This is a genomic window from Vibrio alginolyticus NBRC 15630 = ATCC 17749, from assembly GCF_000354175.2.
In the GTDB taxonomy this organism is placed as follows: domain Bacteria; phylum Pseudomonadota; class Gammaproteobacteria; order Enterobacterales; family Vibrionaceae; genus Vibrio; species Vibrio alginolyticus.
Genome location: NC_022349.1, coordinates 328417 through 341774 on the forward strand (window position 1 = coordinate 328417; position 13358 = coordinate 341774).

10 protein-coding genes and 1 pseudogene are annotated in these 13358 nt (G+C 44.3%); 3 read left to right on the plus strand and 8 right to left on the minus strand.

The window, feature by feature from the left end; translation table 11 throughout:
• Positions 1 to 129: 129 nt before the first annotated feature.
• Positions 130 to 1818 (minus strand): NAD-dependent malic enzyme, encoded by a 1689-nt coding sequence (locus N646_RS01420; protein WP_005377977.1) that lies wholly within the window; start codon positions 1816 to 1818, stop codon positions 130 to 132.
• Positions 1819 to 2031: 213 nt separating this feature from the next.
• Between N646_RS01420 and N646_RS01425 the strand changes: the two genes are divergently transcribed.
• The 3 genes from N646_RS01425 (at position 2032) to N646_RS01435 (ending at position 7056) form a co-directional block, all read left to right on the plus strand.
• On the plus strand, positions 2032 to 4386 hold the full coding sequence (locus N646_RS01425) for a helicase-related protein (RefSeq protein WP_031777198.1): 2355 nt from the start codon (positions 2032 to 2034) through the stop codon (positions 4384 to 4386).
• Positions 4387 to 4674: 288 nt separating this feature from the next.
• Positions 4675 to 5052 carry a hypothetical protein gene (locus N646_RS01430; protein WP_005377965.1) on the plus strand — a complete coding sequence of 126 codons (378 nt, stop codon included), beginning with the start codon at positions 4675 to 4677 and terminating at the stop codon, positions 5050 to 5052.
• Between the two features lie 330 nt (positions 5053 to 5382).
• Positions 5383 to 7056, plus strand: a complete 1674-nt coding sequence (locus N646_RS01435; RefSeq protein ID WP_017820829.1) for an alkaline phosphatase D family protein — start codon at positions 5383 to 5385, stop codon at positions 7054 to 7056.
• Between the two features lie 78 nt (positions 7057 to 7134).
• Here N646_RS01435 and N646_RS01440 read toward each other — a convergent pair whose 3' ends face one another.
• The 7 genes and pseudogenes from N646_RS01440 to N646_RS01470 all read right to left on the minus strand — a co-directional run bounded on the left by N646_RS01440 (position 7135) and on the right by N646_RS01470 (position 13121).
• Positions 7135 to 8238 (minus strand): phosphoribosylaminoimidazolesuccinocarboxamide synthase, encoded by a 1104-nt coding sequence (locus N646_RS01440; RefSeq protein ID WP_005377963.1) that lies wholly within the window; start codon positions 8236 to 8238, stop codon positions 7135 to 7137.
• Positions 8239 to 8443: 205 nt separating this feature from the next.
• On the minus strand, positions 8444 to 8836 hold the full coding sequence (locus N646_RS01445) for a SulA-like leucine-rich domain-containing protein (RefSeq protein WP_017820828.1): 393 nt from the start codon (positions 8834 to 8836) through the stop codon (positions 8444 to 8446).
• Positions 8837 to 9248: 412 nt separating this feature from the next.
• A complete protein-coding gene (locus tag N646_RS01450; protein WP_005377960.1) occupies positions 9249 to 9431 on the minus strand; it encodes a hypothetical protein in 183 nt (60 codons plus the stop codon).
• 177 nt (positions 9432 to 9608) lie between these two features.
• Positions 9609 to 10583, minus strand: coding sequence for a J domain-containing protein (locus N646_RS01455; protein WP_017820827.1), 975 nt, complete (start codon positions 10581 to 10583; stop codon positions 9609 to 9611).
• A 76-nt stretch (positions 10584 to 10659) separates the two neighbouring features.
• Entirely contained in the window at positions 10660 to 11319 is a 660-nt protein-coding gene (locus N646_RS01460; RefSeq protein WP_172462919.1) for an OmpA family protein, read from the minus strand.
• Positions 11320 to 11536: 217 nt separating this feature from the next.
• A pseudogene (locus N646_RS01465) lies at positions 11537 to 12232 on the minus strand (DUF2786 domain-containing protein).
• Positions 12233 to 12440: 208 nt separating this feature from the next.
• The gene (locus tag N646_RS01470; RefSeq protein ID WP_005388843.1) at positions 12441 to 13121 is read right to left on the minus strand and encodes a DUF3334 family protein; all 681 of its coding nucleotides are present in this window, start codon (positions 13119 to 13121) and stop codon (positions 12441 to 12443) included.
• Positions 13122 to 13358: the final 237 nt, after the last annotated feature.

Sequence of the window (13358 nt, forward strand, 5' to 3'; positions counted from 1 at the left end):
ATGTAGTTCTCATCATATCTGATAGAAACAAAAAGAGAGAAGCCCATTTATGCCAAAATCTGGTTAGGATGATAAAAAATAAAAGCCCCTACATGGTAGGGGCTAATTATTAAACGAATTGTCTCAAGCTTAGAACGCAGTGCGTTTGTAGCGGCGGTAAACAGGTTGCCAGAACGACTGTTCAATTGCCACGTTCAATGCTTCATCAGTAATTTCTAATGCGACACCTTGTTCAATTGCCTTTTTACCAACGGCAAATGCGATTTTTTTCGACACTAAGTGGATCTCTTCCAGTGGTGGAAGTAGTGCACCACGACCATTGATTGCTAGAGGAGAACATGTTGCTAGCGCGCGACTTGATTCCATTAGCATCTCGTCAGTGACACGTTTTGCATTGACAGCAAGTACACCAAGGCCAATGCCTGGGAAGATGTAGCTGTTGTTACATTGTGCAATAGGGTAAGTGCGACCTTCATGAACCACTGGCTCAAATGGGCTACCTGTTGCAACCAGTGCTTCACCATTTGTCCAACGAATGATGTCGTTCGGTGTCGCTTCCACGCGGCTTGTTGGGTTCGACAGAGGGAAGACAATCGGACGCTTACAGTGTTTATGCATTTCTTCGATGACTTCTTGGCTAAATAGGCCAGGCGCACCAGAAACACCAATTAGTACCGTTGGCTTGGCGTTACGCATAACATCGAGTAGTGAGAAGCCATTTCCTTCATTTTCCCACTCTTTCGTATTGGTATGCTTTTGCACCAAGCGTTGTTGGAAATCAAGAAGGTTAGGCATGCCTTCTTGTAACAGACCCCAACGGTCAACCATGTAAACTTGTGAGCGAGCTTGCTCGTCAGAAATTCCTTCCGATACCATTTGTGCGATGATCGCTTCTGCGATACCACAACCAGCAGACCCTGCGCCTAGGAAGGTAATACGTTGTTTAGAAAGCTGAGTTCCTGCTGCTTTACAGGCGGCAAGTAGAGAGCCAACAGTAACAGCTGCAGTACCCTGAATATCATCATTGAAGCAACACACGCGGTCTTTGTAACGCTCTAGAAGAGGCATCGCATTTTTCTGAGCAAAGTCTTCGAACTGGATCAAAGCATCAGGCCAACGGCGCTGTACCGCTTGGATAAACTCTTCTACAAATGCATCGTATTCTGCACCCGTAATACGAGGATGACGCCAACCCATGTACATCGGATCAGCTAAGCGTTGCGGGTTATTGGTACCCACATCAAGCACGATTGGTAGCGTGTAAGCAGGGCTGATACCACCACACGCGGTATATAGTGACAGTTTACCGATAGGAATACCCATGCCGCCGATACCTTGGTCACCCAAGCCAAGGATACGTTCGCCATCTGTCACAACAATCACTTTAACGTTGTGGTTTGCTGCGTTGTTCAGCAAGTCGTCAATACGGTCACGGTTTGGGTATGAAATGAACAGACCACGACCACGACGGTAAATGTTAGAGAAGTTTTCACATGCTGCGCCAACAGTCGGTGTGTAGATGATAGGCATCATCTCAGAAATGTGATTTTGCACTAGGCGGTAATACAATGTTTCGTTGGTGTCTTGGATATTACGCAGATAAATGTGTTTATCCATATCGCTTTCGAAACTTTTGTATTGCTGGTAGGCACGTTCCACCTGCTCTTGGATAGTTTCGGTCGACTCTGGAAGCAGACCTTCTAAGTTGAATGAACTACGTTCTTCAGCAGAGAATGCACTGCCTTTGTTCAAAAGAGGGGTTGCTAAAAGAGCCGGACCCGCATATGGAATATATAGTGGGCGTTTATCGTTGTTCATTGGGTGCCTTATGTAGGGTTGAAGGATGCGCACCAAATTTTAACGGGTTCACTATTTAGTTGTAAACATGCGTTGATGCACATCAATGTAATGTCGCAAAAAAATTCAGATACCGACGAAAATATCGGCAATATTGGTTGTTTAGAGATACCTAAAGCAGGATTTTTTTACTTGGGTATAATGTTTTGCATCATCAAATCAAATCCAATTTCTATGTTTCAACTACCTATCGACAGCCTGCAAGCCGAGTTTGACCATCATGTAAGCCTTAACCATCTTGTGGTGGAAGCCGAAACCGGGTCGGGTAAATCTACCCGCTTGCCCATGTGGGCGGCAAAACACGGACGCGTTCTGGTTATTGAACCACGTCGAATTGCTTGTACCTCGCTGGCTGAATTTCTTGCGGAGCAATCTGGAGAGCCAATAGGTCGCAAAGTCGGTTACGCGATCAAGCTTCATGCCTATTTTGATGAAAAAACCGAAGTTGTATTTGTCACTCCGGGGGTTGCACTGCGTTGGTTTTCGGAAAACAAGCTAGCAGACTTTGATGTCGTGATAGTGGACGAATTTCACGAGCGACGCTGGGATATTGATCTATTAACCGCCATTTTGAAGCAAGAAAATCAACATCGATTGATCGTCACTTCCGCTACCTTAGAAGGCGAAAAGCTTGCTCGTTACCTGAATGCTAAGCGCCTGAGTTCGGAGGGACGTTGCTTTCCAGTCACGGTGACACATCGTTCTACAGACAGCCGCTATTTACCGAACAAAAAGGGATGTGAACAGGAGGTTGTCGGAGCGGTAAAAGAAGCACTGGAAGATGAAGATGGCGATATTCTTGTTTTTCTCCCAGGACGTAAAGAGATCGCCCAATGCGCGCAGATGCTACAAAGCAGCAGTGATGTCATGGTGGTTAAACTTCATGCCTCGGTCAGTGATGCAGAACGACATCGTGCGCTGACGGTACAAAAGCAACGGAAAGTCGTATTGGCAACCAACGTCGCGGAAACCTCTCTGACCATTCCTAATATCCGGGTGGTAATCGATAGCGGCTTAGAGCGCAGAACTGTACAACGAAATGGACGTACAGCACTGACGTTAACCAACATTTCTAAGGCCAGTGCCGCGCAGCGAATGGGGCGAGCAGGTCGCGTTACCGAAGGGGCTTGTATTCGTCTATATGGTGAGCACGCGCCTTTAGAGTTGGTGACACCTCCAGAATTACACAGAGAAGAGCTCGTCGAGCCCATGCTGGCAGCGGCTTGTTGTGGGTACCGTCTCTCAACACTCGATTTTCTCGACTCAATTCCCCCAAAGTCGCTAGAGGCATCTCATTCGACGTTGTTATCCATGGAAGCGATTGATGAGGATGGCAATGTCACGCAGCACGGGAGAAAAGTATATCCACTACCCATTGATGCACTGTTTGCCGATCTCGTTACCAGAATTCAAGCGAAGACAGAGAAGGAAGCAATGATTGACTTGGCAGCAGCATTATCTGTGCCTGCTCAACTCTATCAGCGACAAAGTGGTGAAGTCGCTGAGCTTCTATCTCAAGAGGAACCATACGGGTGTGATGCCTCTTTGCTTATCCGTTTGGTTCGGGGGGAGCGACTTCCGGGCATTGTCATTGATGCCAGCGCACTCGAAGAGGCGCAAGGTTTAGCGAAACAAATGCGAGAAGCATTTGAATTGCCGGAACTTGACGTTGCCTCTCGATATAAACGTGAAGCGCTCTTTTTCTCCATCGCCTCATTGCACCCTGAGCTTGTGTTTGTCCGACGAGCTCGTCGAAGGGATGCTCTAGGAAATGGCGTAGTCGAGATGCTGGTTGGGCGTAACAGCCGCTTTCCTGATAAAGAAGAAGCGGCCATCGTGCTAGATAGCCATAGCGTGCCAGGACGAGGCGTTAAGCAAACACTGAACCTCGCATCAGTTATGATGCCTATCCCGCTGACATTATTACGCGAACTTGAATTTGGGGAGTGGCAACAAGGTGAGACGAATTATGAAGAGGAGACCCCAAGAGCAACAATGCACCTGGTCTACGCCGGGCGAACAATCTGTACTGAACATCAAGCGTTAAAAGGTGATGTTGCTGTTCAGTCTATTGTCGAAATGATAGAAGACGAGACACTGTTACCAGGTTTTGCTTCTCAAAGAAAACAGCAAATCCAACACTGGAAACTCTACAACGCATTGGGCCTTAATGCCGAAGGAGAAGAGGTTAACGACTTGGCCTCCTTGACATTTTCTAGCTGGTTAAAGGATCAGTTGGAAACATTAGGCGTTGAAAACATCGATGATATGGCGTTGTTTGAACCAGAAGACTTAACATTTAACGGTGTTCCAGAATGGGAATACGACGATTTCACGGAGCAGTACCCTTTAGAACTTTCGCTGCCAGAACTCCAACTAGATGTCGAGTATTACGCGTCTCGCAAGCTGGTACAGGTCGTTTATCGAGAGGGAAACCGTAAGGGAGACCCGAAGCGTTGGGAGCTGCCACGTTGGGCTGGTTGGAAGATACAGTATAAAAAGGCCAGTCGAGTGATTGATGTAAAGTAGGTCGACGGATGACGTTGTGACAAGAATTGATATTTTCTTGGTGAATCTATAATGATTTCATATTGATAGCGTTACTTGAGTGTTGTTTTTAGTTTCTTAATTGAAATATTAATCAATTGAATGCTTATATATGGCGAAGCTGTACATCAGTTGTTACAAAGCTGGTTTTAATATTTCCTTTTGTATGTAAATTAGGGCATAAAAGACGAATGTTTTATATCCCATTGCTATATCAAAACAGTTGAACGATATTTGGTATATCTCATTTTCGAGTGTCGGGGGCATAGAATGGATCAACAAGGAAAGACGTGCATTGAATTCGACTACACTAGCTTTTTAGGAGCGACAGGTAGTAAAAAATGGACCTTTTTAGAGGCATTTGCCACCATCGCGCCTATTTTCGGTTTGATGTGGAAACAGAACATTGCGGAATTGAGCAAGCCTGAAGATCGGTTGTGGGATGCCGCATTAAAATCGATGTCTTCTCGTAAAAGTGATGAATCCAATTTGGTCCGCTTAACCCAGTTAGCTAAACATGAAGGGATCAATGAATTGCGAGTCGTTATGCCATATTCGCTCGATGTTCAGCAAATCGAGTACATAGAATCTCGCAGTCAGTTGAAGGTGGATACGTCAGAACAAGATGTCCTTAACATCAAGTTTTAGGCTGAGCATTTCCACTTCATCGATGTACCACTTAACAATAGTGCAATGAAAAGCGACCTCAAAGTAGGTCGCTTTTTTATTTTGAGGTTTTTGTCACAGGTCTTAGGAAGTGTGATGAATATAGAGTATTTGCACTTAAATTAACAAAAATGTAACGTTTGGAAATGCAATTGTCATAACTAGCTTCTAACTTTGTGTTTTTAGGACAAATTATCGACTAAGTGGTTGGTACTGTAAGTTCGAATTAACGTCCCTTATTGGCATACAAGGATGATCGAGTCACCACGTCATTTGGGCATAAAAACAAACACAATAAGAAAGGAAGTCAATATGTCTTTGTCTCGTCGAGACTTTATGAAAGCTGCCTCTTCAACGGCGATTGTTACCGGGCTGGTGGGCTGTGGTAGCGATGCTAGTGAATCTGTTGCGGTTACCTTTGAGCACGGAGTGGCGAGTGGAGATCCTACTCAAACACAAGTAATCATTTGGACTCGTGTTACAACCTCAGCGAGCTACGCAGATGTAAGCTGGCAAGTTTCTTCTAATGAAAATTTTACTGATATCGTACAAAGTGGCACTTTTGCCACGGACACGAGCCGAGATTTCACGGTAAAAGTCGATGTTCAAAATCTCAACGCAAATTCTCGTTACTACTATCGATTCATGGTTGGAGATGTCACTAGCGAAGTCGGGCAAACTCAAACATTACCAGAGGATGGTGTAGAAAAGGCATCCATGGCGGTTGTTTCTTGCGCAAACTATCCTGCTGGTTACTTCCATGTGTATCGAGAGATCTTAAATCAACATGAGCAAGAACCGTTTGATGTGGTACTTCATCTCGGTGATTACATTTATGAGTATGGTGCTGGTGGCTACGCTAGTGAAGATGCTGAGGCACTAGGGCGAGAACCAAGCAAAGGCACTGAATGCATTACCTTAGATGATTACCGAAAACGGTATGCGCAATATCGCCAAGATGCTGATCTGCAAGCGTTACATGCGAGCCTACCAATGATTGCTGTCTGGGATGACCATGAGCTTGCAAATGATACTTGGAAAAATGGTGCGGAAAACCATCAAGAAGAGGAAGGCAGCTTTAATGATCGTCGTGCAGCTGCGGCTGCCGCGTGGACAGAATGGTTGCCCGTTCGTGAAAACACTTTCTCAAACATGCTGATTTACCGTCAGTTTTCGTTTGGAAGTTTAGTCAATTTGATGATGCTCGACACGCGACTTGTGGGGCGTGATAAACCGTTGGATTATTTCTCGCTCAGCTCACCAACGATGGAAGCTATTGGCGGTTTAGTTGCTCAGTCGCGCAGTCAAGACCGAGAGCTGTTAGGCGCTGACCAACTCGCTTGGCTGATGGATGCGTTCAGTACGCACGACGCAACTTGGAATGTGCTAGGGCAACAAGTGTTAATGTCTCGTATGGAGTTGCCAAGTTCGGTTATGACCGCGATGTTTCAATTGTTTACTGTCACTGAAGAACAAAAAACAGAGGCGTTATTAGCGGTAAACTCTGCGATTACGGGTTATCTCTCTGACCCAAGTTTAGATACCATTGCTTTGCCATATAACCTAGATGCATGGGATGGTTACTACGTTGAGCGAGAGAAAGTTTATCAACTGGCCAAAGCCAGCAGTGGTAACTTTGTCTGCTTGGCAGGAGATACGCACAACGCATGGGCAAGTGAGCTTAAAGACATATCTAAGCATCCTATCGGGGTAGAGTTTGCGACTAGCTCTGTGAGTTCCCCTGGGTTAGAGGCCTACCTCGCGTTAGACCCTGTCGCGATCGCTCAAATGGAATACACGCTGCCGCACTTAGTGTCAGAATTACAGTGGGCAGACATCAAACAGCGTGGCTTTATGCGCGTTACTTTTACGCCCGACAAGGCAGAGTCGACCTGGTATTTTGTATCAACGATTAAAGACAAAACATATCAGGTGACGACCAAGTCAGCCTCTACAACAGATGGCACTACGTTAAATATCGGCTAAGGTGAGCCTAATACGAAAAAAGTCCGCAGGCTAGTGCGGACTTTTTATTGGAAAGCGTTTAGCAATCTAGCGACAGTGCTAGTCAATCAATCCGTATTCTTTGCTCAGAACCTCGATGATTTCCGCTTTCGGATTCTCACTCAAATGAATCGGCTTGCCTGTAATCTTCTCGGCAATACCAATGTAAGTGCTCGAAATCGCCATCAAAGATTCGACGGGTAAAGCATTATCACGAGCGAGAGCTTCGCGCTCAGGCATACGTTCTTTGTTTAGCAAGATATCTGGGTCAGGGAAGTGGTTAAGTAGGAACTGGCGGAAACCTTCTTTTGAGTTCTCTACGATGTGACCTGCTTGGTACTCTTTAGCATCCCATATACGAGACGAGTCTGGTGTACCCACTTCATCCATGTAAATCAGCTTTTCATTGCCAGCAGCATCATGAACATAACCAAATTCGAATTTGGTATCGACAAAGATTTGGTCGATTTCTTCTAACGCTTGGCTGATAACGTTAAAGCCTTCTTTCAGCAATTTTTCGTAGAGTGCGATATCGTCAGCGCTTGAGAAGTTAAATGCTTCGTAGTTGTCTACGATGTTTTGACGAGTAATATTTACGTCATCCGCTTCTGGCACACCGGGAATGCCTTTTAGAATGCCTTTTGTGGATGGGGTCATTAGCAACTCTGGCAGTGCTTTGTCTTTTCCTAACCCTTCAGGAAGTTGGATTCCACAAAACTCGCGCTCGCCATTTGCGTAAGCGCGCCACATCGAACCCGTGATGTATTTGCGGCAGATGGCTTCGATTTTTACCGGTTTGGCTTTTTGTACAATCCAAACAAAAGGGTGAGGAATGTCTAGAATATGGCTATCTGCTAAGCCATTTTCTTTGAACAGTTTGAACCAGTGATTAGAAATCGCATTAAGCGCAGCCCCTTTACCCGGGACACCATTAAGACCACCTTCAGCATGCCAAATACAATCGAATGCAGAGATTCGGTCGCTAATCACCATGATAGCCAAAGGCGCATCTGGAGCGACATTGTATCCTTTTTCTTTGATCAGTCGGGCGCTGTCTTCTTCAGTTAACCAGTAAACTGAACGAACTTTTCCACTATGAACGGGTTTATGGGTGCGAATTGGCAGGTCGTCATTGACGGCAAGTACTTGATTAGCAAGGCTCATTGCGACATTCCTATCATCTTAATCAAACGTCAGAAAGAGAAGATATTCAGCAAAATGTGGGCGCTGAATAAATCGAATGTGGGCATCATACCAGAACTATTTTAACTCGCCAGAGAAAAAAGCAAACGTTTGCCTGTTTTCTTTAATACAAAAAAATGCCCCCTTAAAAAGGAGGCGAGATGCAGGATAGATAACGTCGAACTTATTAGTGGTACTTATTAACTCTGCCTTCGACGAAAAAGACTTCACACTGATAGCGCTGCGCCACGTCGCGCAACATAGATTGATTCATAAGTGCAATTTTATTGGATGCGACAACAGCACTGGCATTACCTGATCGGATGGCTTTTATCACGATCTCGACTTCTGAAAGCTGTTGAGAGGGCTTCATTTGAATAACGTTTTTACAGCAAATATTAGAAGCAGTGAGTTGTTCAAAGTCTGGACGAGGGCAGTCTGCTGTAAACAAAATCCATTGTTTCTGCTGCGATAAAACAGCCAGCTTAGATAGAAGCTGATCCGAAACGGCCATGGGCTTAGTTGCTTGTGCCAATACGTTGTAGCGAGAGTATGTATGAGATTGACTTTGTAACTGCATCTTACTGTTCCTTTATACATGCTGTATGTGTATACAGTAGTTTGTTTTGGCGACCTGATCAACAAGTTTCTCAAAAGTTATTTGCGGTTTTTTGAGAAGGAAATAAAAGGATTTTACTTTAAGTAATTGAATTCATTTGTTTATTTTTCATTTCTGATATGTCTAACATCAATTTAAAAATGTGAGGTGAGTAGAAAGTTGGACGAGAGACATACAGGGGTTTACTACTGTATATACAGGTGTTTTTCACGGACAGTGGTTTGTATACAGTGGAAGAGGGCTGATAACCGATGCGACATGCTATGTAGGATAGGAGGGAATACGAGATAGAGATTGGAAATAGGCTTGGGCGATCAAAAAAGCGCCTTATAAAAGGCGCTTTTGAAAATCAGTTCCATTGATTCCGTCTTGCTTAGCTCGCTCGTTGCAAACGTTCACGCATTTGCAATTCGCCTTGGTTAAATAGGCGCACGTCGATTTTCGCCATATCGTAACAAGCTTTACATGAGTAGTGGTGCTTGCCATCTAAATAATCGTGACGAGTTACAAGACTAGGTTTTTTACACCAATCACAGGTGCCTTCTTCAGTGAACATTGATTTTCTCCCCACCTAGATTAATTTGAGTCGTTAGGTGTTATTTTGCGCCGGGCATTATGGCATAAAAGCGCGACTTAAGTTAAATGTCTGTTAATTTCTTTGAGAGGGAGATCGATTGCGGTGCTTGATTATATGGGAATAAAAGCATGGCAGCCAAAGTATCCTGACCTATTTTTACTGTTTTGTAACATTTTGTGAGACGAGCTTAAAGGCATGATTGAGTCGCTTCATTTCTTCTTCACTGCCCCTTGTGTCAGGATGATAAAGCTTTGATAACTGTCTATAGCGTAGCTTGATTGCCTGTAAATCAGGGATGGTTTGTGGTGTGTAGCCAAGCATGGCGCATGCGACGCTTAGCTTATGGTTTTCTGCCTGAGTTTTGGATTTCTTAAACTCTCTGAATACTTTCTCTAACTGACGCTTCAGTTGCTTGTTCGTAAACTCTAGCTCTTTTATTTTTTTCGCCATTCGTTGATTTTGGCTTTCCTCTTTGGCTTCACGCGCTTTTCTATTCTGCTTGAGTTTCTTGATTACGAGAAAACTTAAGCCGCTGATGATGAGTATCGCCGCTAGCCAGATCAGCCATAAAAACGGCGAGTGTTCTACTTTGGGGTTTGCAACTGTGCTTTTCTCTTCCTGTGCTTGCTCAGCCTTTTTATCGAGCGACTTTATTTGCGAGACTTGTTTAGCTCGCAGTTGGTTGAAGCGCTGCTCTAACAGTTGATTATAAGCTTGTTCTGCTGCTGGATTATGCTGAGAAGCCATTTGATACAAGGCTTCAGTCAATTGAGAAGTTGTGACCTTATCTGGATTGCGCTGAATAAAATCGGCGAGAAGAAAGCCACGATCGGTTGGGTCATTGAGTGCGATAGAGGTTAGCCAATATAACGCTTGTGTTTCATTTTTTTCGCCATTTATCCCTTTAGCAAAGTCGTTCGCGAGCTGTTTTTGTGCAGGGAGGTAACCTTGGTTGGCGGATTGCTCTAGCCAGTAGCGCGTTTCTGGTGAGGCTTCAGCTTCGTTTGATGCCAATAATTGTTGTGCGTACTCGTATTGTTCGACGGGGTCATTTGGAGCTTGAGAGGCAAGTGAGTAGCCAGAAAAACTGAGGCTAAATAAGCAGAGTAGGGCAGACGTTTTGACAGACATTAATATGTCAGGCCTAACGATAATGGTTAGGCCTGCTCCGGTAATTTTTTATTATTACCGTTATGGTGCAACCAAATTACTTCAGTGGCAAGATCTGGATTTCAACACGACGGTTGCACGCACGACCTTCAGAAGTTTGGTTTGAGCAAATTGGGTTACGTTCGCCGTAGCCGCGTGCAATTGCACGACCAGGTGCAACGTTTTGAGATACTAGGAATTGACGTACGGACTCTGCACGGCGCTCTGACAACTTTTGGTTGTATGACTCACTACCTGTGCTATCCGTGTAACCGTCAATAACGAGACTGGTATCTGGGTACTCAACTAGGATGCGAGCAACACCGCGTAGAGTATTATGGATACTAGCATCAAGCTGGTAAGAGCTTGAAGAGAAGCCGATACCGTTTTCCATACGCAGTAAAAGCTGATTTTCACCAACACGCTGAACTTGTACGCCAGAGTTTAGCAAAGCGCGACGTAATTCCGCTTCTTGTTGGTCAAAGTAGTAACCAACGCCAGCGCCAGTCGCTCCGCCTGCGGCTGCACCAATGAGTGCATGCTGACGACGTTCTTTAGCATCATCACCCGTTGCTAGACCGATTGCTGCGCCAGCGATCGCACCAATAAGCGCGCCTTGCGTGGTGGAGTTAGTTTCGTATTCACCCGTTGTTGCATTTTGGCGTTGAGTGGCTTGACAGCCAGTAAGAGCTAGCACTAGAGCTAGTGCAATAGGCATCTTTTTCAAGGGAAAATCTCCGTATAAAACTGAGGCGAAACCATGCCTCATAATGGGATGCGAATTATGAATAAACAAGCATTGATATTTGTTATGAGAAAGTAAGATTGATAAGAGTTTCTGTAAGAAAATTCCTATCAATACTGCTAAAGCTCTCAAAGTAAGCCCCATCGACATCGAAGTCATTGCTGCTTATGTGAATCCTTTACTATTCTGGCTATTTCGATGAATCGCCCAACATTTTGCGTGCTTGTTCGCCGCCCACTCCACGGTTAACTGAAACCTTTCTACCTTTCTTTAAGCCCACTTCGTAGTCTTAAGTTAGGTTTTTCATCGCTTCTTTCAATTGCTTCTTGAACGTTTCGCGGTCAATGTTTTGGAATTCTTTATCAATATAGTCATTAATTTTATTGGCCGACTCTTCATCTGGAGAAATAATTGGCAATTTTTCAATCGCGCCTTCCACCCAGCCAGATACAAATGAGTTCACACGGCGAGTCACTTCCTGAGAAGAGGTGCCGGTGCCAGCAAAGCTGTTTCGGAATTGTCCGGTACTTTCGTTCATCTCGCGATAAACAATATCGAAAGCAAATGCAGCAAAAATAGCGCGATCTGCTTCACCGATAAATTCGACACGTTTGAGCCCTTTGTGATTCAACAATACTGCTTCGACACCGAATTTTGTGTTAATGCCGCGAATCACTCGCAATATGGTAGAACTGATGTTCGCTGGTAGCAGATGAGAAGATTGTGTTTTTCCCATTCTGATGAACTCAATATCGTCTTTATCGAGACCATATTTAAGCATGAGGCGATGTGCCATTTTGATAGCATTGGCAGCCTCATTAACATTAGCGGAATTGCCCAGTTCTAAGCACTTGGCGATTTTTTTCAGAGCTTTTTGTTTATCCATCGACAACCAGTAACGAAAGCAGAAAATTTATGAAGTCAGACATATTACCTTTTTTGACATAAAAACGAAATACAAGGTGGGACTGAAGATAATTTCTGCACATAAAAAGAAGCCTCGCATTAAGCGAGGCTGGCGTTTTAGTTCGTCGTAATCAGTATGAAGCCGTACTTGTGTCTAAGAAGCCATTCTTCATTAAGATTCGTTAGAATTACAACCCGAGCTGGTTGAGCAAGTCATCGGCATCATCGTTTGATCCCGACGATTTAGATTCTTTCTCAGCCAACTGTTTACGTGTTGCCTCTAAAATGTCGTCTGGGTTTTCGTCTTCAGCAACTTCAAACTCTTCCAGTTGGATGAACTCAGTTTTATCCATTGCTAGTTCGAGATAGAAAATATTGTTGTTTTCGGTGGAGAACGTCACTCTGCGCGCTTGAGGGCGGTCAAGGTTGGTATCAACTTGTAAGATAACTTGCTTATTCAACGCCAGCATTTTTGGTTGGTTTTGTGTGATGTTCGTTTGCAGGTCTTTACGAATTTTATTAGTGAAGTCTCCGACCAGTTGATTCATGAGTTCACCCAGAACATCGCCTACCTCGTCAGAAGTATGAGATATTGCCAGTTCTTCTTCTGGCATGCCCATATTACGCATGTAGTTGGTGTAGATCTCCAGTGCGGCTTTTGCCGTAAAATTAATCACAACTAGCCCGGTAAATCCGCCATCAAACAGAACAAAACAGCCAAAATCTGGTTTGAGGCTAGTCTTGTGGATTTTTTGCACCATTGCTGAATAATTTACTTGAGAAGATGTCGCCGAAGTAAGTACGCCAGAAACAGACTGGCAAAGTTTGAGAAGGATATCTTCAGTGGTCACAATTTTATTTTTTTTCATTCTGAAAACTCATCTAGAAACGCGATTCGTTCCCCAATGTAAGGCATCAAGCGTGAAAAAATAAAGCATAAGTTTAATTATTGTATCGAGATTCTGATTTGCTCGTCTTTTTAAATGTTGTAAAGTGACGAAATTCAAAGAATATTACTTCACTAACTCTTTTGTGGTGTTTTGTTTCGCTTAGCGCCAATTTGTATGAGAAGTGAGCAAATAATTACACAACCCGCAGCTGATCGG